Origin of the sequence: Azoarcus sp. DD4, assembly GCF_006496635.1 — a bacterium.
GTDB lineage: Bacteria > Pseudomonadota > Gammaproteobacteria > Burkholderiales > Rhodocyclaceae > Azoarcus.
Window position 1 is genome coordinate 699,774 of record NZ_CP022958.1, and the last position, 25,677, is coordinate 725,450.

General features: G+C 68.2%; 27 protein-coding genes. 2 read left to right on the top strand and 25 right to left on the bottom strand.

Annotation, left to right across the window (positions count from 1 at the left end; translation table 11 throughout):
• Positions 1-143: 143 nt before the first annotated feature.
• Together CJ010_RS03355 and CJ010_RS03360 are read right to left on the bottom strand one after the other, a co-directional pair.
• On the bottom strand, positions 144-950 hold the full coding sequence (locus CJ010_RS03355) for an alpha/beta hydrolase (protein ID WP_141016730.1): 807 nt from the start codon (positions 948-950) through the stop codon (positions 144-146).
• Positions 947-1,567, bottom strand: coding sequence for a glutathione S-transferase family protein (locus CJ010_RS03360; protein ID WP_141016731.1), 621 nt, complete (start codon positions 1,565-1,567; stop codon positions 947-949). The genes CJ010_RS03355 and CJ010_RS03360 overlap by 4 nt, the downstream gene beginning before the upstream one ends.
• A gap of 92 nt (positions 1,568-1,659) precedes the next feature.
• On the opposite strand from CJ010_RS03360, the gene CJ010_RS03365 reads away from it, so the two are divergent.
• Entirely contained in the window at positions 1,660-1,857 is a 198-nt protein-coding gene (locus tag CJ010_RS03365; protein WP_141016732.1) for a DUF2905 domain-containing protein, read from the top strand.
• Positions 1,858-1,878: 21 nt separating this feature from the next.
• Here CJ010_RS03365 and CJ010_RS03370 read toward each other — a convergent pair whose 3' ends face one another.
• The 4 genes from CJ010_RS03370 to CJ010_RS03385 form a co-directional block, all read right to left on the bottom strand.
• Positions 1,879-3,111, bottom strand: a complete 1,233-nt coding sequence (locus CJ010_RS03370; RefSeq protein WP_141016733.1) for a multifunctional CCA addition/repair protein — start codon at positions 3,109-3,111, stop codon at positions 1,879-1,881.
• Positions 3,111-3,755, bottom strand: coding sequence for a glutathione S-transferase family protein (locus tag CJ010_RS03375; RefSeq protein WP_141016734.1), 645 nt, complete (start codon positions 3,753-3,755; stop codon positions 3,111-3,113). Before CJ010_RS03375 ends, CJ010_RS03370 begins: the two co-directional genes overlap by 1 nt.
• Before the next feature lie 77 nt (positions 3,756-3,832).
• Entirely contained in the window at positions 3,833-4,798 is a 966-nt protein-coding gene (locus CJ010_RS03380; protein ID WP_141016735.1) for a complex I NDUFA9 subunit family protein, read from the bottom strand.
• A 62-nt stretch (positions 4,799-4,860) separates the two neighbouring features.
• Complete coding sequence (locus CJ010_RS03385) at positions 4,861-6,789, bottom strand: lytic transglycosylase domain-containing protein (protein WP_141016736.1); 1,929 nt, start codon at positions 6,787-6,789, stop codon at positions 4,861-4,863.
• Between the two features lie 39 nt (positions 6,790-6,828).
• Here CJ010_RS03385 and CJ010_RS03390 point away from each other — a divergent pair, with 39 nt between their 5' ends.
• Positions 6,829-7,428, top strand: coding sequence for a 5-formyltetrahydrofolate cyclo-ligase (locus CJ010_RS03390; protein WP_141016737.1), 600 nt, complete (start codon positions 6,829-6,831; stop codon positions 7,426-7,428).
• Positions 7,429-7,444: 16 nt separating this feature from the next.
• Here CJ010_RS03390 and CJ010_RS03395 read toward each other — a convergent pair whose 3' ends face one another.
• The 19 genes from CJ010_RS03395 to CJ010_RS03485 all read right to left on the bottom strand — a co-directional run bounded on the left by CJ010_RS03395 (position 7,445) and on the right by CJ010_RS03485 (position 25,655).
• A complete protein-coding gene (locus CJ010_RS03395; RefSeq protein WP_141016738.1) occupies positions 7,445-10,162 on the bottom strand; it encodes a diguanylate cyclase in 2,718 nt (905 codons plus the stop codon).
• 19 nt (positions 10,163-10,181) lie between these two features.
• On the bottom strand, positions 10,182-10,985 hold the full coding sequence (locus tag CJ010_RS03400; protein ID WP_141016739.1) for an ABC transporter substrate-binding protein: 804 nt from the start codon (positions 10,983-10,985) through the stop codon (positions 10,182-10,184).
• A gap of 170 nt (positions 10,986-11,155) precedes the next feature.
• On the bottom strand, positions 11,156-12,676 hold the full coding sequence (gene ilvA / locus CJ010_RS03405; RefSeq protein WP_141016740.1) for a threonine ammonia-lyase, biosynthetic: 1,521 nt from the start codon (positions 12,674-12,676) through the stop codon (positions 11,156-11,158).
• 127 nt (positions 12,677-12,803) lie between these two features.
• On the bottom strand, positions 12,804-13,745 hold the full coding sequence (gene hprK, locus CJ010_RS03410; RefSeq protein WP_141016741.1) for an HPr(Ser) kinase/phosphatase: 942 nt from the start codon (positions 13,743-13,745) through the stop codon (positions 12,804-12,806).
• Positions 13,714-14,199, bottom strand: coding sequence for a PTS IIA-like nitrogen regulatory protein PtsN (gene ptsN / locus CJ010_RS03415; RefSeq protein WP_141016742.1), 486 nt, complete (start codon positions 14,197-14,199; stop codon positions 13,714-13,716). Before ptsN ends, hprK begins: the two co-directional genes overlap by 32 nt.
• Positions 14,200-14,335: 136 nt before the next feature.
• Entirely contained in the window at positions 14,336-14,659 is a 324-nt protein-coding gene (gene hpf / locus CJ010_RS03420; RefSeq protein WP_141016743.1) for a ribosome hibernation-promoting factor, HPF/YfiA family, read from the bottom strand.
• 13 nt (positions 14,660-14,672) lie between these two features.
• Complete coding sequence (locus tag CJ010_RS03425) at positions 14,673-16,130, bottom strand: RNA polymerase factor sigma-54 (RefSeq protein WP_141016744.1); 1,458 nt, start codon at positions 16,128-16,130, stop codon at positions 14,673-14,675.
• A 12-nt stretch (positions 16,131-16,142) separates the two neighbouring features.
• Entirely contained in the window at positions 16,143-16,865 is a 723-nt protein-coding gene (gene lptB, locus CJ010_RS03430) for an LPS export ABC transporter ATP-binding protein (RefSeq protein ID WP_141016745.1), read from the bottom strand.
• A complete protein-coding gene (gene recX / locus CJ010_RS03435; protein WP_141016746.1) occupies positions 16,852-17,301 on the bottom strand; it encodes a recombination regulator RecX in 450 nt (149 codons plus the stop codon). Before recX ends, lptB begins: the two co-directional genes overlap by 14 nt.
• Positions 17,302-17,318: 17 nt before the next feature.
• Entirely contained in the window at positions 17,319-18,353 is a 1,035-nt protein-coding gene (gene recA, locus CJ010_RS03440) for a recombinase RecA (RefSeq protein ID WP_141016747.1), read from the bottom strand.
• A gap of 198 nt (positions 18,354-18,551) precedes the next feature.
• The gene (locus CJ010_RS03445) at positions 18,552-19,037 is read right to left on the bottom strand and encodes a CinA family protein (RefSeq protein ID WP_371415682.1); all 486 of its coding nucleotides are present in this window, start codon (positions 19,035-19,037) and stop codon (positions 18,552-18,554) included.
• 2 nt (positions 19,038-19,039) lie between these two features.
• Entirely contained in the window at positions 19,040-19,522 is a 483-nt protein-coding gene (locus CJ010_RS03450) for a phosphatidylglycerophosphatase A (RefSeq protein WP_141016749.1), read from the bottom strand.
• 7 nt (positions 19,523-19,529) lie between these two features.
• Positions 19,530-20,525, bottom strand: a complete 996-nt coding sequence (gene thiL, locus CJ010_RS03455) for a thiamine-phosphate kinase (protein ID WP_141016750.1) — start codon at positions 20,523-20,525, stop codon at positions 19,530-19,532.
• Between the two features lie 267 nt (positions 20,526-20,792).
• Positions 20,793-21,074, bottom strand: coding sequence for an RnfH family protein (locus tag CJ010_RS03460; protein WP_141016751.1), 282 nt, complete (start codon positions 21,072-21,074; stop codon positions 20,793-20,795).
• 22 nt (positions 21,075-21,096) lie between these two features.
• Positions 21,097-21,837 carry an electron transport complex subunit E gene (locus CJ010_RS03465; RefSeq protein ID WP_141016752.1) on the bottom strand — a complete coding sequence of 247 codons (741 nt, stop codon included), beginning with the start codon at positions 21,835-21,837 and terminating at the stop codon, positions 21,097-21,099.
• 10 nt (positions 21,838-21,847) lie between these two features.
• Complete coding sequence (gene rsxG / locus CJ010_RS03470) at positions 21,848-22,474, bottom strand: electron transport complex subunit RsxG (protein WP_141016753.1); 627 nt, start codon at positions 22,472-22,474, stop codon at positions 21,848-21,850.
• Between the two features lie 28 nt (positions 22,475-22,502).
• Positions 22,503-23,558, bottom strand: a complete 1,056-nt coding sequence (locus CJ010_RS03475) for an RnfABCDGE type electron transport complex subunit D (protein WP_141016754.1) — start codon at positions 23,556-23,558, stop codon at positions 22,503-22,505.
• A complete protein-coding gene (gene rsxC / locus CJ010_RS03480; RefSeq protein ID WP_141016755.1) occupies positions 23,555-25,117 on the bottom strand; it encodes an electron transport complex subunit RsxC in 1,563 nt (520 codons plus the stop codon). Before rsxC ends, CJ010_RS03475 begins: the two co-directional genes overlap by 4 nt.
• Positions 25,118-25,127: 10 nt before the next feature.
• Positions 25,128-25,655, bottom strand: a complete 528-nt coding sequence (locus CJ010_RS03485) for an RnfABCDGE type electron transport complex subunit B (RefSeq protein WP_141016756.1) — start codon at positions 25,653-25,655, stop codon at positions 25,128-25,130.
• Between the last annotated feature and the right edge of the window lie 22 nt (positions 25,656-25,677).

The following is a 25,677-nucleotide window of genomic DNA, read 5'->3' on the forward strand; positions in this document are numbered from 1 at the left end:
TGTTGCCAGGGCGCTGCGCTGAAGGGCTGCCGGGCTGACAGCCTTGATTTCATCTTGGTGCGCGCCTGGGGCGTGCGCCAGGAAATATCGCACGCCCACTCAAGTCTTTTTGCCGCGGTAGCGGGCCGCCGTTGCCGGGACAGCTACAGCGCCAAGCCGCCCAGCCAGCCGTCGATGTGGCGGGCGACCTGCTCCCAGTCGCGCTCCAGCATCAGGCCGTGGCCCATGCCGGGGAAGATGGTGACGTCGGTGCCATAGGTGGCGGCGGTCAGCCGTACCTGGTCGGGGGGAATCAGCTGGTCGTACTGGGCACCCAGCACCTGCAGCGGCGGCTGGCGCATGCGCAGCGGCTGCGGCAGGTTGAACAGCGTCATGTCCCAGATCGCACGGTGCGATTCCGGTTGGCTCAGGCGATAGTAGCGATGCAGCACGGCCTCGTCTACCGGCTGGTGGAACAGGGCTTCGCGCAGGCTGGAAACATCGACCTCGGCGCCGCCCATGATGCGGTTCAGGTCGCTCAGCAGATGGGGCTTGGAGAACATCAGGCCGAGCGCCGAGCTCATCAGGCCCTGCGGCGGCACCGAGGCCATCAGCACCGCTGCCGGCGTGTGATGGCGTTCGAGGTATTTCTGCACCACCATGCCGCCCATCGAATGGCCGATCAGGACCGGCGGGCTGGGCAGCTTGGCGACGACTTCGGCGACATCGTCGACGTAATCGGCGATCGAGTAGCTGTCGAGGTGGTCGCGCCGGCGGCTGCCGCCATGGCCGGACAGGGACAGCGCGTAGGCGGACCAGCCGCGGGCGGCGAACCAGGGCAGGAAGTGTTCCTGCCAGCACCAGGCGCCGACGTAGGCGCCATGGACGAAGAGCAGCGGGGTTTCGTGGGCGGGGATGTCTGCCGGCGCATGGCAGAGGACTTCGAGTTCGCCGAATCGGGTGTTGTTCATCGCGGCACCTTCCGGCCACGCTGCACGGCGGGCCGTGCAGCGATCGCGTCGAACCAGCGTTTCACCTCGGGAAAGCGGGCGAGTTCGATGCCCTGCCACTCGTGGCGTGCGATCCACGGCCAGGTGGCGATGTCGGCGATCGAATAGTCGTCGCCAGCCAGCCACTCGCGTCCGCGCAGGCGGGTGTTGAGCACGCCGTAGATGCGGGCGGCCTCCTTCGAATAGCGCTCGATCGCATAGGGCACGGCGCTCGGCGCGAAGCGCAGGAAGTGGTGAGCCTGGCCGAGCATCGGGCCGACGCTGCCCATCTGCAGCATCAGCCACTGCAGCGCCTCGATGCGCGCGCGCGGATCGGCCGGCAGCAGGCGGCCGGTCTTCTCGGCGAGGTAGATCAGGATCGCGCCCGATTCGATCAGGGTGATCGGCGTGCCGCCGGGGCCGTCGCTGTCGACGATCACCGGGATCTTGTTGTTGGGATTGAGCGCCAGGAACTCGGGCGTGAGCTGGTCGCCGCGGGTGATGTCGACCGGGCGGACCTCGTAGGCCAGGCCGAGCTCCTCGAGCGCGATCGATATCTTGTAGCCGTTGGGGGTGCCCCAGGTGTAGAGGGTGATCATGCGTAATACTCTGTCGGTTGCGGTCTGCGCCCGGTGACGGGTCTAATCCGGTGGCGCCGGAACGGATCCGGCGCCGTCATATGGAGCGGTCGATGCTGAAGTGGTTCGTCGTGATCGTGCTCATCGTGCTGGTGACCGGCCTGATCCAGCCCGGGCTGGCGCATCGCCTGCGGCTGGGGAGGTTGCCGGGCGATTTCGCCTTTCGCCTGCGCGGCAGGACTTATCGCTTTCCCTTTGCCACGACCCTGCTGCTGTCCCTGCTGGCCTGGTTGATGTTGAAGGCATTTTGAATGGCGCGCCAGCCGGCTTCGTCACGGCGCGGCGGTTTCGTCGCGGCTGCGCAGAGCCTTGACCGCGGCGACGCGGGCTTCATGTACCCGCTGCGGAATCTGTGCCTTGTCGGCACACGCGCGGGCGATGGCGCCGGCGTCTACCGCGCGCACGGCGGCCATCGCTTCGCGCCAGGCGGCGGCCGGTGCCCAGACGGCGGCACGTTCTCCACCGCGGCCGTGATAGTCGCAGGCGGCGGCATCGAGCATCTGCTCGAAGCGTTCCGGCCGGCGCAGCGCGTCGCAGCGCTCCAGCACTTTCACCATGGTCTCTGCGCGCAGGATCGCCGCCTGGGCGAGGATGCCGTGTTCGCGTGCGACCATCACCGCAAGATCGCGGCAATCGACCGGCGCCTTCAGCCGTTCGGACAGCGCACGTGCGAGGTCGGCGCTGCGCGCCTCGTGGCCGTAATGATGGGGCAGGATGTCGGCCCGCGTTTCGCCCTTGCCGAGATCGTGCAGCAGGGCCGCCCAGCGTACCGCCAGCGGCTGGCCGGTGGCCGCAGCGTGGTCGATCACCATCAGCACGTGCTCGCCGGTGTCGATTTCCGGATGGTGCGCCGCTGGCTGCGGTATGCCGAACAGGCGGTCGAGTTCGGGCAGCAGGCGGGCGAGCGCGCCGCAGTCGCGCAGTACGCGGATCATGCGCGCAGGCCGGCTCTCCATCAGGCCGCGGGCGATCTCCTGCCAGACGCGTTCCGCCACCAGGTGGTCGACCTCGCCGCAGCCGACCATGTCGCGCATCAGCGCCTGTGTTTCCGGCGCCACGGTGAAATCGGTGAAACGCGCGGCGAAGCGGGCGACGCGCAGGATGCGCACCGGGTCTTCGGCGAAGGCCGGGCTGACGTGGCGGAACAGCCGCGCGTCGAGATCGGCGATGCCGCCGTAGGGGTCGACCAGGCTGCCGTCCTCATCGCGCGCGATCGCGTTGATGGTGAGGTCGCGGCGGGCGAGGTCTTCCTCCAGCGTCACTTCGGGCGAGGTATGGAAGGCGAAACCGGCATAGCCGCGGCCGGTCTTGCGCTCGGTGCGGGCCAGCGCGTATTCCTCCTGCGTCTGCGGATGCAGGAAGACCGGGAAATCCTTGCCCACCGGACGAAAGCCCTGCGCCAGCATCTCTTCCGGCGTGGCGCCGATCACCACCCAGTCGCGATCCTTGACCGGTAGCCCGAGCAGGGCGTCGCGCACCGCGCCGCCGACGACATAGGCTTGCATCAGCCGTAGACGTCCTCGGCCGGGATGATCTCGGTCTCGGCCAGCGCGGCCTGCTGCCAGGCCTGCATGTGCGGATCGGCCAGCATCGTGGCGAGGTAGTCGCCGGCGGCGCCCTCGGGCTTGACCGCGTAGGTCTGGAAGCGGAAGCAGACCGGCGCGTACATGGCGTCGGCGATCGAGAAGGCGCCGAACAGGTAGGGGCCGCCCTGCCCGAAGCGTTTGCGGCAGTCGTTCCAGATCGCAGTGATGCGGGCGATGTCGGCTTCGACCTCGGGCGTGCGGCCGTGACCGGCGTAGTCCTTACGGATGTTCATGCCCATGCGCTGGCGCAGGTTCTGGAAGCCGGCGTGCATCTCGGCGCTGACCGCGCGGCCGACGGCGCGTGCCGCCGGGTCCGCCGGCCACAGCTGCGGTGCCTTCTCGGCGAGGTACTCGCAGATCGCGAGCGAATCCCATACCGTGAGGCCGTGATCGATCAGGCAAGGCACCTTGCCCGACGGCGAGTGCGACAGGATGTGCTCGCGGCTGCCGGGGATGAAGAGCGGAATGCGGATTTCTTCGAAGCCGATGCCGCCGGCACGCGCGGCCAGCCAGGCGCGCAATGACCAGGACGAGTAGTTCTTGTTGCCGATGATCAGTTTCATTGCCGACTCCGGGACGATGAACGGACGGCCGCATGGATGCGACCGGCTGCCACCTTAGCATCCGCTTCAGGCACGCGTCATCCCCGCGGCCGGCTGGCGTGGCGGCGGAAGCCGTAGAAGCGCGCGCGCGGCGAATTGCTGCCTATCCAGCTCGGCACCACCGCCTCCATCGCGGTCGGCGTCAGGCCGAAGGGCAGCGGTGCGCCGGCGGCGACGTTGTCCACCCGCATCGAGCGCACGTTGTCGCGGCTCATCATGGGTTGCGGCGCCAGCTCCATCAGTGCCGCCTGCAGCATGGCGAGCCCTTCCGGCAGCGGCAGCACCGGGCGCGGGCAGCCGGCCAGCGCCGATACGTATTCGACCAGCTCGCGCAGGGTGTAGATCGTCGGGCCGGCCAGCTCGTAGGTCTGTCCACCGGCGGTCGGTTCGGTCAGGCAGTGCCACACGACCTCGGCGACGTCCTCGACATACACCGGCTGGAAGCGGGCGCGCGCGCCGGCCAGCGGCAGCAGCGGAAAACTGCGGGCCAGACTGGCGAACAGATTGAGGAAATGATCGTCGCGGCCGAACATCACCGACGGGCGCAGGATGGTCCAGGCCAGCGAGGGCGCTGCGGCGCGGATTTCCGCCTCGCCGGCCGCCTTTGAGCGCTGGTATTGCGAGGGACCGTCCGCGCTGGCGCCTAGCGCGCTGACATGAACGAGTTGGCCGACGCCGGCCGCGGTGCAGGCGGCGACCAGCTTGCGCGGCAGTTCGACGTGGGCGCGGGCGAAGTCCGGGCCGAAGGGCGAACCGGAGCGGGAGTGCAGGATGCCGACCAGATTCACCACCGCGTCGGCACCGGTGACGACGCGGGCGAGGGCGGCCGGGTCGTGCACGTCGGCCTCGACGATGTCGGCGGTGGGCAGCAACCGCAGATGGTCGGCATGGATGCTCCGCCGCGTGGGGATGGATACCTCGACACCGGCGGCGCACAGGCGGTTGGCGATGGCGCTGCCGACAAAGCCGGAGCCGCCGATCAGGACGACACGTGCGGGTTTCATCGCAAGCTCCTTGTCGATGGACTGCTAGGGGCGTGGCGGGCGCGCTGGCGCCCGGACACGGCTCAGTTGCGCGGTGCGATGGTGCCCAGCCGGTTCTTCAGCGATTGTGGCCGGCCTTCCAGCATCGCCGCGTAGATGACGGTGTTGGTCATCACCTTCTTGACGTAGTCGCGCGTCTCGTCGAAGGGGATAGTTTCAGCATAGATCGCGCCTTCGAGCGGTTTGGCATCGCGCCAGCGCTTGGCCCGGCTGGGCCCGGCGTTGTAGCCGGCGCTGGCCAGTACCGGATGGTTGTCGAGATCTTCCAGGATCAGGCGCATGTAGTTGGTGCCCAGTTGCACGTTGGTGTTCGGGTCGGACAGCAGGCCGAGATGGTAGCTGCTCATCCCTATCTTGCCGGCGACCCACTTGCCGGTGGCCGGCATCACCTGCATCAGCCCCTGCGCGCCGGAACTCGACCGCGCCGGCACGACGAAGCGGCTTTCCTGGCGCATCAGGCCGTACACCCAGCTCAGGTCGAGGCCCTGGCTGCGCACCTGCGGTTCGATCAGCTGACGATAGGGCGTGAGGAAGCGCATGTCGAAGTTGCCGTTCGGGTTGCCGCGTTCGGCGGAATTGATGGCGCGGTCGTAGATGCCGTTGTCGAGCGCGATGCGGGCCGCGGCGAGCGTGAACGCTTCGTCCTGGCCGCGCAGCGACCAGTTCCATTCGCGTACGCCCTCGGTCCGCATGTCGAGACGGAACAAGGCGAGTGCGCGCAGCAGGCCGGGGTCGGTCTCGGCGCGGCGGAGGTCGGCGGCGGTGATGGTGCCGCTGCGGACCGGCGGGGCGAAGGGACGGCCAAGTTCCTCGGCGGCGAGCAGGCCGTAGAAGCTGGCCTGGTCGGCGATGCGGCCGTAGAGCGTCTCGGCCTCGGCCTGCCGGCCTTCGGCAGCGTGGGCGCGAGCGAGCCAGTAGATCCAGTCCGGCTCGTTCTGTTCGTTCGGCGTCAGGTCCTGGATGGCCTGCCGCACCGCAGGCCAGTCGGCGGCGCGCAGCGCGCTGCGGATGCGCCAGGCGCGCTGTTCTGCGGTGAGCGGGATGTTGCCGGCGGCCTGAAACCAGGCAACGGCCTCGGCTTGCTGGGCGAAGGCGGCGCGCAGCGCGAGCGCGGAGTAGGCGTAGGCGCGTTCCCCGGTCTCGAGGCGGTCCTGCAGGCGGATCAGGCGGCCGTAGGCGCCGGCGAGATCGTCGCGTGCCAGCCGCACGATGGCAGCCAGCGCCAGCTCACGGCCGGCGCGGCTGACGGCGAAATTGGGCGGCAGCCGGTCGAGGTAGGCCGCAGGCGAACCGATCGCCTGTTCGAAGGCGGCGCTCTGGGGGGCGTTGCCGACCGGCAGCCAGGCGAGCGTGGCGCGCGCCTGGCCCGGATTCTTGCCTTCGACCTGGCGGCGGATGCGCCACCAGACCTCGTCGGCGCCGACGAGCCCTGCACTGAGCGTGGCGCGCAGCGCGGTCTCACAGGCGGTGTGGCTGTCCACCAGTTCCATCCATTGGCGGGCGACTTCGTCGAGCACGCTGCGGTCGCCTGTCATCAGCCGGGCAGTCCAGTTGAGACAGCGCAATTCCTGGTCGGGGGCCTGGAGGTCGGGGTAAAGCTGCAGGTAGCCGGTCCAGTCGCCGTCCTTGGCCATGCGGCGCAGCCAATCGCCGCGCAGGCGTTCGGCCAGCATGCTGCCGGCCTCGCGCAGGAAGAAATCGGCGAGTTCGTCGGCCGGTGGGGGCTCGGGGCGTGCCAGCTTGTTGAACAGCAGCCAGTAGCGCACGTAGGGGTTGAGCACATGGCCCTCGGTGCCGGTGGCCAGCCATTCCAGCGATGCACGGTCGCCGTTGCGCACCGCGTCGCGTGCCGCCAGGATGCGGTCGTCGCCTGTCTTGCCGACCTGGGCGGCGGCGCCCCCGTTGAGCGACATCAGCCCCGCTGCGAGCGCACCCCAAAGAAACTGCTTCATCCCTTAATATCCCTGCATCGATCGAACAACCTTATCACAGTGACCGGCCTGCATTCCGCTTCACCCGATGACATTGCGGCGCTCCGGCGCTCGGCCCGCGAACGCGCCATCGCTGCCCGCGAGGCCCTGTCGCCGAGCCGGCGTGCCGAGCTCACCGCGCGCATCGAAGGACATCTCGACATGCTCGCCGAGCGCTTTGCGCCGCGGGTGCTGGCTTTCTGCTGGCCCTACCGTGGCGAACCCGACCTGCGCGCCTGGGTGACGCGCTGGCTGGCGGCCGACCGCGAGCGGCGGGCTGCGCTGCCGGTAGTGCTCGACAAGGCAACGCCGCTGGGCTTCCGCCGGTGGACGCCGGATGCGGTGCTGACGCCGGATCGCCATGGCATCCCCTACCCGGCCGCTGGCGAAGCGCTGGTGCCCGACCTGGCGCTGGTGCCGCTCAATGCCTTCGACGCGGCGGGCTTCCGCCTGGGCTACGGTGGCGGCTACTTTGACCGTACCCTGGCCGAGATCGATCCGGTGGCGGTGGGGGTGGGTTTCGAATGTGGCCGGGTGGACAGCGTCTTTCCGCAGGGGCACGACCAGCCCATGCACTGGATCGTCACGGAGGCCGGCGTGCAGGAATCGCCGCTGGGCTGAGCGGCGGCGGGCGGGCTCAGGCCGAACAGGCCTGGTCGCACGCATCTCCGTCGTCCGCCGCGCTTTCGAAGCGATTGCGGCCGGCGGACTTGGCACGGTAGAGCGCTTCGTCGGCACGTCCCAGTGCGGCTTCCACCGAACGGTCCGTTGCCCGGAAGGGGGCGATGCCCGCACTGACGGTAATGCCGATATGTTGGCCGGCGTATTCGATCGGGTTCGCGGCGATGCTTGCGCGCAGCCGCTCGGTGAGATCCGCGGCGCCGTCCAGGCCGGTGTCGGCCAGCAGCAGCGCGAATTCCTCGCCGCCGAGACGGCCGAGCATGTCGGTTGAGCGCAGGCCGCTCTGGACCTGGCGGACGAAGTCGCATAACACCGCATCGCCGGCGGCATGGCCCCAGGTGTCATTGATGCGCTTGAAGTAATCGAGATCGAGCATCACCAGCGTCGTCGGATGCCGGGTGCGGAGGTGGCGCAGCCGCTCCTGTTCGGCACGCTCGAGGAAGGCACGCCGGTTCCATGCGCCGGTAAGGCCGTCCAGCGTGGCCATGCGTTGCAGCGCCTGCTCGTGGTGCTTGCGCTCGGTGACGTCGCGGTACAGCCGCAGGAAACCGAGCAGGGTGTCGCCGGCGTGGACCGGGACGAAATCGCGTTCCAGCCAGCGGCCGCCGACCTGCTCGATCTCTTCGCCCTGCACCGGGCGGGCGTGTTCGCGCAGGGTCCGGATGCGGCTGATGAAGGCGTCTGCCTCGACGAAGTTGCGGCTGACCGCGTCGGCCAGATCGGCACTGGGGGTGCCGATCAGTTCGGTGGCGCACTGCTGCAGGCCGAGCAGGTCGCACAGCGCCTGATTCACCAGCGTGATCGTGCCGTCGGGTGCTTCGAGGATGACGGCGCCGGGGAAGTTGTCCACCACCGCGCGCAGGCGCGCATGGGCGGCGTCGAGCGCGGTTTCGGCGGCCTTGCGCGCGCTGATGTCTTCCTTGACGGCGATGAAGTGGTCGAGGGCCCCGTGATCGTCGTGTATCGGCGTGATGGTCAAGGCTTCGTGGTAGAGCCGGCCGTCGCTGCGCCGGTTGACGAGCTCGCCGCGCCAGACGTCGCCGGCAAGGATGGTGTTCCACAGCGCCGCGTAGTATTCGCCCGACTGCGTGCCGGAGTTGATGAGTTCGCGCGGGGTGCGGCCGATCACTTCCGATTCCGCGTAGCCTGTCAGTGCCGCGAAGGCCGGGTTGACCCACTCGATCACGGCCTGCGGGTTGGTGATGACCACGGCGTTGGCGGCGGCGTTGAGGGCGGCCTCGAGCAGGCGCAGGCGCTGCTCCCCGGTCTTGCGCGCATGGATGTCGCTGTTGGTGCCGACCACCCGCAGCGGCTTGCCGTCCTGCCACTCGACCACCCGGCCGCGACCTTCCACCCAGTGCCAGTCGCCAGTGGCGGTCCGCATGCGGAACTCGTTGGAGAAGCCTTCGGCCTTGCTGGTCTGGTCCGCCAGTTGGCCTGAAACGAGCGGCGCATCGTCCGGGTGCAGCATCGCCAGACAGGTCGGAAAATCGACTTCGAACGCGCCGGGCGGATAGCCGAGCATTTCGAAGCAGCGTCTATCCCAGCGCATGGTGCCCGTCTGCGCATTCCATTCCCACATGCCGTCGCGCACCGCGTCCATGGTGGTGCGGTAGCGTGCTTCGCTTGCCCGCAGCGCGTCTTCCGCCGCCTGACGGGCGGCGCGCTCGCGGCTGCCAGCGCGGCGGAAAAAAATGTAGCCGAGCAGGGCGCCGCCCAGTCCGAGCGCCACTGTCGGGAACAGACGTGTTTCCTGGCGGCTGCGCTCGGCCCGCGCGCCGGCGAGCGCAGCGTCCGTGTCGAAGCGCGCGACCACGCCGAGGGGAAAGTGGTGGGTTACGCGATAGACGGCCTCGTAGCGCTTGTCGCGGAGGATTTCGCTCACCTGGCCGTTTTCGTCACCGGCCTGCCAGCGGGCGGCCAGCGTGCGATTGGCCTGATGCAGATCGAGGTCGAAGGGAGCGTTGTCGTCGAGCAGGCGCTGGCCGTCGAAGCTGAGTATTTCGAGGTGGTCCGTGGGCGCCCGTTCCGGCAATGCCCCGTTGTTGAGGAAGTAATCCATGTTGATGGCAGCGAGCATGGCAAGGCTGCGCTCGTCGGTGCGACCGGTGCCGCGCAGCACCGGCACGAAGTACAGCGGCGGCAAGGCGGCTGCGGGATCCATTGCGGCGCCGTCGATCAGATCCCGCCCCGCCTGCGGCGGGCCGATGCGTAGCAGCGGGGCAGCGCCGCTACCATCCGGCTGGTAGCCACCGAGGCCGGGCCGGTGGCCGATGTTGGCCGGGTTGGAGCTGGCGATGATGCGGCCGTCGGGGCCGAGCAGGGAGAGCGAACGCAGCTGCGGGCTGTGCCGCAAGGCTTCGCCCAGCAGCCCGTTCCAGGTGTGGCCGGCTTCGGCTGGCGGACCGTTCTCCAGCAAGGCTTGCAGGGTCAGGTCGATGCCGCGCAGCGTCAGCGCAAGGTGGGATTCGAGATGCTGGGCATCGAGTGCTGCGACCTGCTGCCGGGCGGCGAGCGCTTCTTCCTCTAGGCGGCCACCGTGATAGTGCACGCTGAGCCAGGCGACCAGCACGCAGAGGGCGATGAAGCCGATGAAGCCGATGTCGCCGAGGCGCTGGCGCCCGTTGGACGGAGGCGTGGCGGGGACGGGCGCAGCACTATCGGTAGCTTGCACGGCAACGTCTCGCCCGGCATCAGCGGCTGACGACGATGGGGTCGAGGCCGTGACGGCGGGCGGCGGTCATCAGGCGGCCATCGTCGCGGATCGCGCCGAGGAAGGTCTCCAGGCGCTGGTGCCAGCGGTCGTCGCCAGGGGCAACTGCCCAGCCATAGGGGGTGACGTGATAGCGCGTCGACGGCGACACCAGCCGTGCCCAGTCGGCGTTGTCGAGCATGCGGCGGCTGTAGGGGAAGTCGGTCATGAACACGTCGGCACGGCCGGATTCCACTTCCTGTTCGCGCGCATGCGGCGAGGCGAGCACCTGCAATTGCGCATGGCGCAGTTTCTCCCGCATCACCGGCTCGTGCAGCGTGCCCTTCGCGACCGCGACGACGACGCCGGGCTGGTCGATGTCGTCCCAGCTGCGGATGCGGCGGTTGCTGCGGGTGGTGATGGCGTAGATGTCGCTCGCGAGGTGCGGCGAGGTGAAGCGCAGCTTTTCTGCGCGCTGGGCGGTGATGCCGATGGCAAACATCGCCACATCGCAACGGTCGCCGAGAACATCGCCGATGAGGCTGGCGAAGGAGCTGTCGATGAACTCGACGCGGACGCCGAGATCGCGTGCCAGCTCGCGTGCCAGGTCGATGTCGATGCCGGTCAGCTCCTGCGTGCGCGGGTTGCGATAGGAAATGCCGTAATAGTCCGGCCAGACGCAGACCTTGAGCAGGCGCTCGCCGACAATGCGGTCCAGCCTGCTGGCCGGCTCCGCCGCAGTGGCGCCGTGGAGCAGCATCAGGCTGCAAAACAGACTCAGTGCGAGGCGGGCGAACGGGCGCATGAATAATTCGAAAGTAATAGTTAAGCCCGTCTTGATGGAATCGGGCTCATATCGTCTGGATCAATAGCCGGCGCAGCATCGCTAATGCCGCCGATAAGGTCGGGTCATTATTACATAAGCTCAATTGAATCAAGGCCGCATCTGCTGCCTCGACGAGGAAAAGCTCACGTTCAGCCGAGAAACATCCGGTACGCCGGATTGGCGGTCTCTGCCGCGTATTCGTAACCCAGGCGCTCGAGGAATGCCTCGAAGGCGGACTTGTCTTCCGGTGGTACCTGCATGCCCACCAGCACGCGGCCGAAGTCGGCGCCGTGGTTGCGATAATGGAACATGCTGATGTTCCAGTCCGAGCGGAGGTTGGACAGGAAGTTGAGCAGGGCGCCAGGCCGCTCGGGAAAGATGAAGCGGTACACCAGTTCGTTCGCGACCTGCGGCGCCCGCCCGCCGACCATGTAGCGGACGTGGGACTTGGCGAGTTCGTCGTCGGTGAGGTCGATGGCCGGCAGATCGTGCTCGCCGAGCATGTCGACCAGGCGGCTTGCTTCCTCGCGGCTGCGTACGCTGACGCCGACGAAGATATGGGCGCGTTCGGCGTCAGCGTAGCGATAGTTGAACTCGGTGATGTCGCGGTTGCCCAGCACGTTGATGAACTTGCGGAACGAGCCGGGCTGTTCCGGGATGGTGACCGCCAGCACCGCCTCGCGCTGCTCGCCGAGTTCGGCGCGTTCGGCGACGAAGCGCAGGCGGTCGAAGTTCATGTTGGCGCCGGACGCGACGGCGACCAGGTGCTGGTCGTGCAGCTGGTGGCGCTTGGCGTACTCCTTGGCGCCTGCGATCGCGAGTGCGCCGGACGGCTCGAGGATGGAGCGGGTATCCTCGAAGACGTCCTTGATCGCGGCGCAGATGGCATCGTTGTCGACCACGATCATCTCGTCGACATACTGCTGGCAGAGACGGAAGGTCTCGGAGCCGACCTGCTTGACGGCGGTGCCGTCGGCAAACAGTGCGACCTGGTCGAGGGTGACGCGCTCGCCGCGGGCGAGCGACTGCGTCATCGCCTCGGCGCCGTCCGACTCGACGCCGATGATGCGGGTTTCCGGCCGCAGGCGCTTCACATAGGCGGCGATGCCGGCGATCAGGCCGCCGCCGCCGACCGCACAGAAGATGGCGTGGATGGGTTTGGGGTGGGCGCGGAGGATCTCCATGCCTATCGTGCCCTGGCCGGCGATCACGTCCGGATCGTCATAGGGATGGACGAAGGTGAGTTTCTCCGCCTGCTCGAGCTCCAGCGCATGGGCGTATGCATCGGAGTAGGATTCGCCCGCCAGCACCACCTCGCCGCCGCGATTGCGGACTGCGTCGATCTTGATCTGCGGGGTGGTGGTCGGCATTACGATCACTGCTCGCACGCCCAGCTTTTGAGCCGACAGCGCGACACCCTGGGCGTGGTTGCCGGCGGAGGCGCAGATCACGCCGCGTTTGAGTGCCTGCGGCGAAAGTTGGGCCATCTTGTTGTAGGCGCCGCGCAGCTTGAAGCTGAACACCGGCTGCATGTCCTCGCGCTTCAGGTAGATCCGGTTGCCGCAGCGCGCCGACAGGTTGGTCGCCAGATCCAGTGGCGTTTCCACCGCAAGATCATAGACTTGGGCGTTGAGGATGCGTTCCAGGTAATCGGGGGCGGCGGGGGTCATGGCGGGCGGCGTCGGGCGGCAAAGGGGACGAGGTTAGCAGCCGACGCCGCGCTGCGGCAAGGGCGCCGGGCCGTCTCGAGCATGCTGCCACCCCTCGGGGACGTTTCGTGTCAGGCGGCCGAGGCGCTCAGGGCGTGTCGCCGTCGCCGTGCAGCATCCGGCTCTGGCGATCGATGAATTCCTGGGTGGAATCGACCCCGCGCAGCTGCAGGATGGTGGAGCGCACCGCCGCTTCGAGCAGCACCGCGAGGTTGCGGCCGGCGGCGACCGGCAGCGTGACGCGCGGTGTCGGCACGCCGAGGATGTTCTGCACTTCCTGCTGGACCGGCAACCGGTTGGGATCGTCCTGGCCGGGCTGGCGCCGCTCGAGGTGACAGATCAGCCGCAGGCGCATCTTCCGCCGGCAGGCGGTCTCGCCGAAGATGGTGCGGATATTGAGGATGCCGAGGCCGCGGACTTCGATGAAATCCTTCAGCAACTCGGGGCAGCGGCCTTCGAGCACCGTCGGCGCGATGCGCGAGAATTCGACGATGTCGTCGGCCACCAGGCCGTGGCCGCGCGAGATCAGCTCCAGCGCCAGCTCCGACTTGCCGGCACCGGAGTTGCCGGTGATGAACACGCCGATCCCGAGCACGTCCATGAACACGCCGTGCAGCGAGATCTTCTCGGCGAGCTGGCGCGACAGGTAGAGGCGCAGCTGGTCGATGACGCTGGCCGAAGGGTGGGGCGTGGAGAACAGCGCGACGTTGTGCGCGTTGCACACGCCGTGCACGATGTTCGGCGTCTCGCAGCCGTCGGCGATGATGATGGCCGGTGGCCGTGCCGACAGGATGCCGTTGAGGTGGTGGGCGACTTTCTCGCGCGACTGGCGGCGCGCCCATTCGAGTTCGGCGGCGCCGAGGATCTGCAGCCGGGTGGGGTGGATCAGGTTGAGGTGGCCGACGAGGTCGGCCGGCCAGATGCGTTCCTCGGCAACGGAGAGCACCGCATCGAGCGGTCCGCTGACGTGGGTCAGCTGCAGCCGCTGGCCTTGATCCTCATACAGCCGCGCGACGCTGGTCTGCCGCATCGGGCCCCCAGTTGGCGAACAGCGCGTGGATGGAGGCGGCGTCGGGGGCGTTCAGCAACTGCTCGCGGAAAGCGCGCTCGCTGAACATCTGCGCCAGTTCCGAGAGTAATTGCAGATGGGCCTCGTTGGCCTGTTCCGGTACCAGCAGGACGAACAGCAGGTTGACCGGACGACCGTCGGGGGCGTCGAACTGCACCGGCGTCGACAGGCGCAGGAAGGCGCCCGCGGCTTCCTTCAGGCCCTTGATGCGGCCATGCGGAATGGCGATGCCCTGGCCCAGACCGGTGGAGCCGAGTCGTTCGCGGGAGAACAGACTGTCGAATACAGTGCTGCGGGCAATGCCCTGATTGTTTTCGAACAGCAGGCCGGCATGCTCGAAAACCCGCTTCTTGCTGCTGGCATCGAGGTCGACCACCACGTTGGAGAGTGGCAGGAGTTGGGCTATCAGGCTCATGCGCTGGAAAGCTTGCGCGGCGCCGGCGACGCTGGCACCGCGGGATGGCGGTCTGGCGATCGGGGGTGCGGGCAGGCGCGTCGTGAAAACGCGCGGATTATACCCACACCCTAGATCGGACGACGTAATGAAAAGATCACGCTTCGGGGCTTTGGTGCTTGAGCGCGTCGTGGTTGTGATCGGCCACCTTCTGCTTGTACTTCTGCACCTGGCGATCGAGCTTGTCGGTCATGCTGTCGATGGCGGCGTAGAGGTTGGCATCGTCGCTCTCGACGTAGATGTCCTTGCCGCGCACGTGTACGGTGACCTCGGCTTTTTGCTTCAGCTTCTCCACCGAGAGAATCACGTTCACGCTGGTGACGTTGTCGAAATGAGCGATGACGCGGTCCAGCTTCGTCATCACGTATTCGCGGATGGCCGGCGTGACTTCGACGTGATGCCCGGTGATGTTGAGATTCATGATGACTCCTCTTTCAGATCGTTTTGCGCAGACTGACCGGCGGGATATTGAGTGACTCGCGGTACTTGGCGATGGTACGCCTTGCCACCACGATACCCTGCTGGCCCAATAATTCGGCAATCCTGGCGTCGGACAGGGGTTTTTTCCTGTCCTCGGCATCGACCAGCTGGCGAATCAGCGCGCGAATCGCCGTGGAAGAGGCCGCGCCACCGGTGTCGGTGGCGACATGGCTGCCGAAGAAATACTTGAGTTCGAACACGCCGCGCGGGGTCGCCATGAACTTCTGCGTGGTGACGCGCGACACAGTGGATTCGTGCAATTCGAGCTGGTCCGCGATCTCCCTGAGCGTGAGCGGCCGCATCGCCACCTCCCCATGATCGAAGAACTGCCGCTGCTGGTCAACGATGGCCTGGGAGACGCGCAGGATGGTGTCGAAGCGCTGCTGCACGTTCTTGATCAGCCAGCGCGCCTCCTGCAACTGGCTGGTCAGGCCGCCGCCCTGGCCGCGGTTCTGCTGCAGGATGCTGGCGTAGAGCTGGTTGATGCGCAGGCGCGGCATCGCCTCGGGGTTGAGCTGCACCGTCCAGCGGCCGCGCTGCTTGCGGACCACCACGTCGGGCAGCACGTAGCGGGTTTCTTCCACCGAGTGCTGGGCGCCCGGATGCGGGTCCAGGCGGCAGATCAGGGCATGGGCCGCGCGCAGGGCGTCGTCGTCGCAGCCGGTGAGCTTCTTGAGCTTGGCGAAATTGCGCTCGGCGAGCAGTTCGAGATGCTGGCTGACGATTTCCAGCGCCAAGTTGCGCACCGGGTTGGCCGGCATCGCCTGCAGTTGCAGCGCCAGGCATTCCTGCGGGGTGCGTGCGCCTATGCCGGCGGGCTCCAGGCTCTGCACGTGGCGCAATGCGATGCTCAGGTCGTCGAGTTCGACGTCGAGCTCCGGCGGCAGGAGTTCGAGCAGTTCTTCGAGCTCCTGGTGTAGGTAGCCGTCGTCGTCCAGTGCCTCGATCAGAAAGCGCACCAGGGAGCGATCACGGTCGGACAGCGGCGACAGGGCGACTTGCTGGTCGAGATGGTCGCGCAGCGAGATGCCGGCAGCCTGGAATTCCTGGAAGTCGACGTCGTCGTCATCGTCGCGGTTGCCGCTCGAACCGCTGCCGCTGCCCGACCAGTCCATGCCTTCCTCGAAGCTGGCGGAGTCGCTGTTCTCGGAGCGTGGTTCGTGCTCGGGAGCCGCATCGCCGGGGCCATCGCCGGTCGACGTGCTCTGGGTGGCACCGGAGGGCGCGATCGAAGCCTGGAAATCGTGACCGCCGTCGGGCTCCTCGCGCTCCAGCATCGGGTTCTCGAGCAGGAAGCGCTCGATCTCGGTGTTGAGCTCCAGCGTGGAGAGCTGCAGCAGCTTGATGGACTGCTGCAGCTGCGGCGTCAGCGTGAGGTGCTGGGAGAGCTTGAGTTGTAGCGTGGGCTTCATGGTGGGCGGCGGTCAGAGACGGAAGTGCTCGCCGAGATATACCTGGCGGACTTGCTCGTTGTCGATGATTTCCCGCGGCTGGCCACTGGCCAGGACGCGCCCTTCGCTGATGATGGCGGCGCGGTCGCAGATGCCCAGGGTTTCGCGCACGTTGTGGTCGGTGATCAGCACACCGATGCCGCGTTCCTTGAGGAAGCGGATGATCTTCTGGATGTCGAGCACCGCAATGGGGTCGACACCGGCGAAGGGTTCGTCGAGCAGGATTAGACGCGGATCGGTGGCGAGCGCGCGCGCGATCTCGCAGCGGCGGCGCTCGCCACCGGACAGTGAAATCGCGGTGCTGTTGCGCAGGTGGGCGATGCCGAGTTCCTCGAGCAGTTCTTCCAGGCGCTCTGCCACGCGGCCGCTGTCGAGGCCGCGCAGTTCGAGCACCGCCTGGATGTTCTCCGCCACCGTGAGCTTGCGGAACACGCTCATTTCCTGTGGCAGGTAGGACAGGCCGAGGCGGGCGCGTTCGTGGATGGGCAGGTGGGTGAGGCGGGCGTCTTCGAGCAGGATCTCGCCGCCATCGGCCCGCACCAGACCGACGATCATGTAGAAACAGGTGGTCTTGCCGGCGCCGTTGGGGCCGAGCAGGCCGACGACCTCGCCCGCGTCGACTTCGAAGCCGACGTCGTGCACCACGGTGCGCGCCTTGTAGCGCTTTTGAAGTCCGGTGACCTTAAGCAGACTCATCGGGGCTTTCTTTCAGTATTTTGCGGATCAGGTCGGAAGCGAAGCCCCGGCTTTGCAGGAAGCGGGCCTGTCGCGCCCATTTGCGTGCATCGCCCGGGGCGCTGCCGAACTTCGCCTGCCACACCGCGCGGGCGCGATCGAGTTCGGAATCGCCGCACTCGGCGGCCAGTGCCTCGTCTATCGTCTCGGCGGCGACGCCGCGCCGGGTGAGTTCGCGGCGCAGGCGGGCGGCGCCGAAACGTCCGGCCTTGCCGCGCACCCAGGCGCCGGCGAAGCGGGTGTCGGAGAGCAGGCCGAGTTCGCTCATCCGACCGAGTACTTCGTCCACTTCCTCCGCATCGCCGTGGGCGGCCAGCTTGCGCGCCAGTTCGCTGCGGGAATGCTCCCGCCGCGCCAGATGGCGGATCGCTCGTTCGCGCAGGCTGGGTTCGCCCATGGTCGTGTGACCCGAAGTCAGGCCTCGGCCGCCGCCGGCAGGATGCCGTCGACCGGCATTTCCTTGAGGCCGAGGGCGACGCGGACCTTGTTCTCGATCTCGCGCGCCAGTGCCGGGTTGGCGCGCAGGAATTCGCGAGCGTTGTCCTTGCCCTGGCCGATCTTGTCGCCGTTGTAGGCGTACCAGGCGCCGGACTTGTCGACGATCTTGTGATCCACGCCGAGGTCGATGATCTCACCCTCGCGCGACACGCCTTCGCCGTAGAGGATGTCGAAGTGCGCTTCCTTGAACGGCGGCGACACCTTGTTCTTGACGACCTTGACCTTGGTTTCCGAGCCGACCACTTCGTCGCCGCGCTTGATCGTGCCGGTGCGGCGGATGTCCATGCGCACCGAGGCGTAGAACTTGAGCGCGTTGCCGCCGGTGGTGGTTTCCGGGTTGCCGAACATCACACCGATCTTCATGCGGATCTGGTTGATGAAGATCACCAGGGTGTTGGTGCGCTTGATGTTGGCGGTGAGCTTGCGCAGCGCCTGGCTCATCAGGCGGGCCTGCAGGCCGGGCAGCTGGTCGCCCATCTCGCCTTCGATTTCGGCCTTGGGCGTGAGCGCGGCGACCGAGTCGATGACGACGACGTCGACACCGCCCGAGCGCACCAGCATGTCGGCGATTTCGAGCGCCTGTTCGCCGGTGTCAGGCTGCGAGATCAGCAGGTCGGTGATGTTCACGCCGAGCTTTTCGGCATAGCCGACGTCGAGCGCGTGCTCGGCGTCGATGAAGGCCGCGGTGCCGCCCAGCTTCTGCATTTCGGCGACGACCTGCAGCGTGAGCGTGGTCTTGCCGGAGGATTCAGGACCGTAGATCTCGACCACGCGGCCGCGCGGCAGGCCGCCGAGGCCGAGCGCGATGTCGAGCCCGAGCGAGCCGGTGGAAACGGTCTGGATGTCCTTTTCGACATTGCCGTCGCCCATGCGCATGATCGAACCCTTGCCGAACTGCTTTTCGATCTGCGAGAGCGCCGCGGCAAGGGCCTTGGCCTTGTTGTCGTCCATGTGAAGTGTTCCTAAGTGATTGGCGAATTATGGCACAGAGCTTGCAGGAATGTGGCAGCCGCTAGGCGGTTGTCACGCTGGCGTGCAGTCTATTGCCTGAATGTATTTACAGCAACTCAAGGCGCAATCAGGTCGTGGCGCGGGTGCTGGCGGCACTGCCTCTACACCACGTGCAGGCGGGGCGCTGGCGGTGCCGGTTTAGGTTGCGAGCGCGATCACCTCGGCGAGCGCCCGCAGCACCGTCTGGCGCCGCACGGCCTCGCGGTCGCCATCGAAGCGGCAGACCGTCGCCTGCGCGGGCTGGTCCCGTCGTGCCCAGGCCAGGCACACCATGCCGACAGGTTTCTCGGCACTGCCGCCGCTCGGGCCGGCAACGCCCGACACCGCCACGGCGACGTCGGCATGGCTGCGTGCCAGGGTGCCGCTTGCCATCTCCAGTACGGTCTCGATGCTCACCGCGCCGTGCGCGGCGAGGGTGGCGCCGGCGACACCCAGCATGTCGATCTTGCTGGCGTTGGAGTAGGTGACGAAGCCCCGGTCGAACCAGGCGGAACTGCCCGCGGTGGCGGTGACCACCTCGGCGATCCAGCCGCCGGTGCAGGATTCGGCGGTGGCGAGGAGCCAGCCGCGGGCGCTCAGTGCGTCGCCGACGCGGCGCGAGAGGGTGGCGAGTTCGGCGTCCATCGTCATGCTCCGAAGAAGCTGACCAGCAGGGCGAGTACCAGCAGCGTGTAGCCGGCGGCGATAAGGTCGTCGAGCATCACGCCGAAGCCGCCCTTGAAGCTGCGGTCGGCCCAGCCGACGGGCGGCGGCTTGACGATGTCGAAGAAGCGGAACAGCGCTACGGCGATCGCCTGCCAGATCAGGGTGGGGGGCGTCAGCAGCAGTACCAGCCAGGTTGCCACCATTTCGTCCCAGACGATGCCGCCGTGATCGGATACACCGAGGGCGCGCCCGGTGCGCTCGGCGGCGAGGATGCCGGCGACGAAGAGGGCCAGCAGCAGGGCGAGGAAGACGAAGTCCGAGAGCGGGGTGCGCAGCAGCGGGAACAGCAGCCATGCGAGCAGGGTGCCGACGGTGCCCGGTGCCCTGGGCGAGAGGCCGGCGCCGAAACCGAGCGAGATGAAGTGGGCCGGATGGGACAGCAACAGCGTCAGGGTGGGGCGCATGCGGGACTCAGGCGAAGTGGTCGTAGCCGGCGGCAGCGGCGGGTTCCAGTCTGCCGTCGGCGTGACGCAACAGCAGCGAACCGGGCTCGGTGAGGCAGCCGATGCGGGTGAGTGGAAGGGCGAGGCGTTGTGACAGCCCGGCCAGCGTCGTGCGTTCTGCAGGCGGGGCGGAGAACAGCAATTCATAGTCGTCGCCACCGCGCAGCAGGCAGCGCTGTGCCAGCAACGGGTCGGCGCCGGTGGCGAGCAGGGCGGCGACGGGCAGACGGTCGAGTTCGACGATCGCTCCACAGCGGGATTGTTCGAGGATGTGGCCCAGGTCGCCGAGCAGGCCGTCGGATACGTCCAGCATGGCGCTGGCGACACCACGCAGCGCCAGGCCGAGTTCGACGCGCGGCTGCGGACGATGGAGCGCGTCGAGGCAGCGTTCGCCGTCGCGGTCCGGGCGGAACTGCCCGCGCAGCATGGCCAGTCCGAGCGCGGCGAGGCCGGGCTGGCCCGACACCCAGAGGTCGTCCCCCGGGCGACCGCCGCCACGGGTGACGGCCCGGGCCGGGGGGACTTCGCCGATGATGGTGACGCTGAGGTTGAGCGGCCCGCGCGTGGTGTCGCCGCCGGCCAGATCGACGCCGTAGCGCGCGGCGCAGGCGTAGAAGCCGTCGGCGAAAGCGGCGATCCAGGCCTCGTCGGCGGCCGGCAGGGCGAGCGAGAGCAGCGCCCAGCGCGGCGCCGCGCCCATTGCCGCGAGGTCGGACACATTGACCGCCAGCGCCTTCCAGCCCAGCCCCGCGGGATCGGTGTCGGCGAAGAAGTGGGTGCCGGCGACCAGCATGTCGGTCGATACCGCGAGCTGCATGCCGGCACGGGGCTGCAGCAGCGCCGCATCGTCGCCGCCGGCAAGCGTGGTGTGTGCGCAGGGGCGCGAAAAGTGGCGGCGGATCAGCTCGAATTCCGATGCAGCGGAAGGCGGGGGCGGTACGGCGATGGGAACGGTGGCGGGCATCGGACGGGCTGCGTGGCCGCCGCCGGCGGGCGTCGGCTCACTGCATCGGGGAAAGCCGCGAGCTTACCGCAGGCCGGCAGCCGCGTCCGCAGCGGCATGCTGCACCACAACGGCACGCCGGGCGGCGCTCACATGGCTACCCGCCTGTCGCTGCACGACGGCGGGGTGGATTTGAACAATCGCCCCGTTCCGCAGGCGCGGAGCCGTGCTCCACGAAATCCCGGCTTCACCCTTCAGGAGCGCCCTTCGGGCGGCAGGGCGGGACGCTCACTCGTCGTCGTCGTCCTCGGCGCCGTTCTTGCGGGGCACCTGGGTGGGGTCGCAGATGATGGCGCGGTAGATCTCGACGCGGTCGCCGGGCTTGAGTGCCGCGTCGAGCTTGGCGAGCTTGCCGAAGATGCCGACCTTCTGGGTGGCGAGGTCGATCTGCGGGAAGGTCTGCAGGATGCCGGACAGCTCGATGGCCTGCTGGACCGTGGCATCGTCGGGGACGTCGATTTTCAGCCACACCGGCTGGGCGACGTCGGCATAGGCGACTCCGATTCGCATGGGGATGGTTCTCCGGTGAAGATCAGGCGTGGGCGCCGCCGGCCGGCAGGGCAGCGGCTGCCGCTTCGGCGCGGCGGGCGGCACGCTGTTCGATGACGCGGTGGCCGGCGATCAGGAAACCGATGACGAAGAAGGCGCCCGGAGGCAGGATCATCATCAGGAAGCCCTTGTAGTCGGGGATCAGGGTGAGTTCGAGGAAGGCGAAGCTCGAGCCCAGCATCTGGCTGGCGCCCGCGAAGAGCGTGCCGCTGCCGAGGATCTCGCGGATGCCGCCGAGCACCACCAGGGTGGCGGTGAAGCCCAGTCCCATGCCGAGGCCATCGACCGCGGAGGCCAGCACCGGCGACTTGGAGGCGAAGGCCTCGGCGCGGCCGAGGATGGCGCAGTTCACCACGATCAGCGCGATGAAGAGGCCGAGCACCTGGTAGAGCTCGTACATCCAGGCGTTCATGCTCATGTCGATCAGGCTGACCAGGCTGGCGATGAGCACGACGAACACCGGAATGCGGACGTTGGGGCTGACCAGGTTGCGGATCGAGGCGACCAGCATGTTGGAGAGGATGAGCACGGCGGTGGTGGCCAGGCCCATGCCGAGCCCGTTGGTCGCGCTGCTGGTCACCGCCAGGGTCGGGCACAGCGCGATCATCTGCGCCAGCACCGGGTTGTTGGACCACAGGCCGTCCTTCATCAGCCGGGCGTAGGACGGTCCGGCCGGCTTGGCGGCGGCGCCGTCGGCCGCGGCGGTTGAACAGGCTTCGCTCATGGTGTTCTCCTCAGGAACGGGGGGCGGTGTCGGCGACCATGAGGTCGCGCTTGCCGGCGTAGAGTTCGAGACCGCGCTTGACTGCGCTGACTACCGCGCGCGGGGTGATGGTGGCGCCGGCGAACTGGTCGAACACGCCGCCGTCCTTCTTTACCGCCCACATCGCCGGCGCCGGGTCGCCGAGCGACTTGCCGGTGAAGGAGAGCACCCAGGGATTCTTGCCGAGCTCGATCTTGTCGCCCAGGCCGGGGGTTTCGGTGTGCCCGGTGACGCGCACGCCGGTGAGGCGGCCGTCGAGATCGACCCCCATCACCAGCTTGATGGTGCCGGAATAGCCCTTGTTCTCCATGCCGAACACGACGCCGGTCACGGTGCCGGCCTTGCGTGCCCGATACACGCGCACCTCGCGTCCATCGGCATCCTTGACGACGATGGTGTCGGACATCAGTTCGTTATCGAAGCTGTCCTTGGGCAACACTTCGGCGAGCGCGGCCTGGGTCTTGCGCGCCTGGGCTTCGGCGATGCGCGGCGCGGCGCTGCCGTAGGCCACGGCGAGCGCGGAGCCGGTCACCAGCGCCACGACGGCCAGCGAGGTGCCCTGATACCACAGGGTGTCGAATTGTTTGGCGATGTCCATGTCTGCGCGCCTTGGGTGTTCTGCGGATTCAGCGGGATTGGGCGGGGTTCAGCGCGCGGCCGTCGCGGCCGCGGCCGAAGATGCGCGGCCGGGTGTATTGGTCGATCAGTGGGGCGGTGGCGTTCATCAGCATCACCGCGAAGGCGATGCCTTCCGGATACGCACCCCAAGTGCGGATGATCCAGGTCAGCAGGCCGCAGCCGAGGCCGAAGATCCACTGCCCGAGCGGTGTGCTCGGCGAGGTGACGTAGTCGGTGGCGATGAAGAAGGCGGCCAGGATCACGCCGCCGGACAGCAGGTGGGCGAGGGGGCCGAGGTAGTGGCTGGGCGCCGCCGTGCTGGCGATCGCAGCCGGCAAGGCGACGCCGGCGAGGAAGGCAAGCGGGATGCGCAGGCCGATAATGCGCTGGAAGACGAGGAAGAGGCCGCCGCCGAGCAGCAGCAGCGCGCTGGTCTCGCCCAGGCTGCCCTGGCGTTCGCCGAGGCCGAAGCCGCCGGCGGAGAAATGGCCGATCAGCGACTGGTCGAGCAGGATGCCCTTGGTGGCCTCGCTCTTGACGTGGCCGAGCAGGGAGGCGCTGCTCATCGCATCCGGCACGCCGGCGCCGAAGGTGATCGCCAGCGCGTCCATTGCGCCGGGCAGCGCGTCGGGGGTCGGCAGCAACCACTGCGTCATTTCGACCGGGAAGGAAATCAGCAGCATCACCCGCGCCGCCATCGCCGGATTGAAGAGGTTCTGGCCCAGCCCGCCGAACAAGTGCTTGGTGACGACGATGGCGAAGGCGCCGCCGAGCGCGCCTATCCACCACGGCGCCCAGGGCGGCAGCGACATCGCCAGCAGCCAGCCGGTGAGCACCGCCGAGCCGTCGAACAGGGCGCGCCCGGTGTCGATGCCGCGGATGCGGGTGGCGAAGGCCTCGGCAACGAGGCAGGACAGGATGGTGATCAGCCAGAGATAGACGGCCGGCCAGCCGAAGCGCCAGAAGCCGGCCAGCGTGGCCGGCACCAGCGCCAGCATCACCAGCAGCATGACCCGGCCGACGCTGCGGGCGCCGTGGGCGTGGGGGGAGGAAATGACGTTCATGCTGGGCTCTCTTCGCTGGCGTTGGCGGGGCTGGTGCTGGCCTCGGCGGCGGCCTTCTTGGCGGCGGCTTCGGCCTTGGCCTTTTCACGCTCGGCCTTGCGGCGTGCGGCGGCCTCGGCCTTTTCGCGGGCCTCCTGTTCCATGCGGGCGGTGCGCGCGTCGGCCAGCTGCTTGATCGCGTCCTGCTTCATCCTGGCGCGGTCCTGCGCGGCGAGTTCGCCCTTGGCGTGGTTGAAGTAATGCACCAGCGGGATCTTCGACGGGCACACATAGGAGCAGGTGCCACAGCCGATGCAGTCCTTCAGGCCGATGTCGACCGAGGCGGCGAGTTCGCCGCCCTTGATCAGCGCGGCCATGTCGAGCGGCATCAGGCCGATCGGACAGGCGCCGACGCAGGAGGCGCAGCGGATGCAGGGGCCGGCGCTGGCGTCGTCGGCGCCCTGGCTGCCGACCTCGTCCGCCAGCAGCGCGAGCAGGCCGCCGCTGCCCTTGATCACCGGGATCTCGAGCGAGCTGACCGACATCCCCATCATCGGGCCGCCCATGACGTAGCGGGCGGCTTCGGCCTTGAGCCCGCCGCAGAAGTCGAGCAGCGCCGACAGCGGCGTGCCGACGCGCACCTCGACGTTGCGCGGCGTACGCACGGCGCCGCCGGACACGGTGACGATGCGGCTGGTCAGCGGCTCGCCGTAGCGGATCGCGCGGTGGATGGCGGCTGCGGTGCCGACGTTCTGCACCATCACGCCGATGTCGGCCGGCCGGCCGCCGGCGGGGATTTCGCGGCCGGTGATCCATTCGATGAGCTGCTTCTCCGAGCCCATCGGGTAGCGGCTGGGCACCGCCACCACCTTTACCGTCGGGGTGTCGGCAGCGGCCGATTGCAGCGCGGCGATCGCCTCGGGCTTGTTGTTCTCGACGCCGATCAGGGCTTCGCTGCCGCCGATGGCGTGCAGGATGATGAGTGCGCCGTCTATCACCTGGTCCGCACGGTCGCGCATCAGGCGGTCGTCGCAGGTGAGATAGGGTTCGCACTCGCCGCCGTTGAGAATCAGCGTTGGGATACGGGTCTTCTGGCCGAGCGAGAGCTTGACCGCAGCCGGGAAGGTGGCGCCGCCCATGCCGACGATGCCGGCCTCGGCGACGCGGCGGGATATGTCCTCGCCGCTCAGGCTGAACGGGTCGATCTCTTCACTCGGCAGCGCTTCGTCGAGGCCGTCCGGTTCGAGCAGGATGGCCGGGCCGGGCAGGCCCGACGCGTGCGGAACAGGCACTTCGGCGATGCCGAGGATGGTGCCGGAGGTCGGGGCGTGGATGGGCGCGGAGATCGCGCCCTGTGCTTCGGCGATCAGCTGGTTGCGCAGTACACGCTGGCCGGCCTCGACGATGGGGCGTGCCGGCGCACCGATGTGCTGGCTGAGCGGCAGCACCAGGCGGGCGGGCAGCGGCACCCGGGCGATGCTGGTGTCGGCAGTGAGCTGCTTGCGACCTTCGGGATGCACGCCCCAGGAATTGAGCAGGCGGGCAAGACGGGCGAGCGGGGGGATGGCGAGCGAACCCATGTTCGTCTCCTCAGGCGGTGACCGGTTTCGGCCACACCCAGGTCTGCTGGGTGACCTGGACCGGCGACAGCGAGATGGCGCCGGTGGGGCAAGCCTCTTCGCATTTCGCGCAACCGGTGCAGGCGTCACGGATGACGGTGTGGATCTGCTTGACCGCACCGAGGATGGCGTCGGTCGGGCAGGACTTGTAGCACTTGGTACAGCCGATGCAGATTTCCTCGGTGACACCGGCGATCCTGGGGCCTTCGTCGCTCATGCCCGAGGTGTCCACGCTGATGCCGAGCTTTTCGGCCAGGGCCACGGCGAGCGCCTTGCCGCCCGGCGGGCAGCAGGTCACCGGGGCGTCGCCGGACACAATGGCCGCCGCGGCGCCGGCGCAGCCCGGGAAACCGCATTGGCCGCACTGGGAACCGGGCATCATGGCCTCGATCTCGGCCACCACGCTGTCGGGTTCGACATAGAAGCGGCGGGCGGCAATGCCCAGTGCCACGCCACAGAAGGCCCCGATCAGGGCAACGCTGGTAACCGCGATCAACATCGTTGTGCTCCTTGGATGTCTG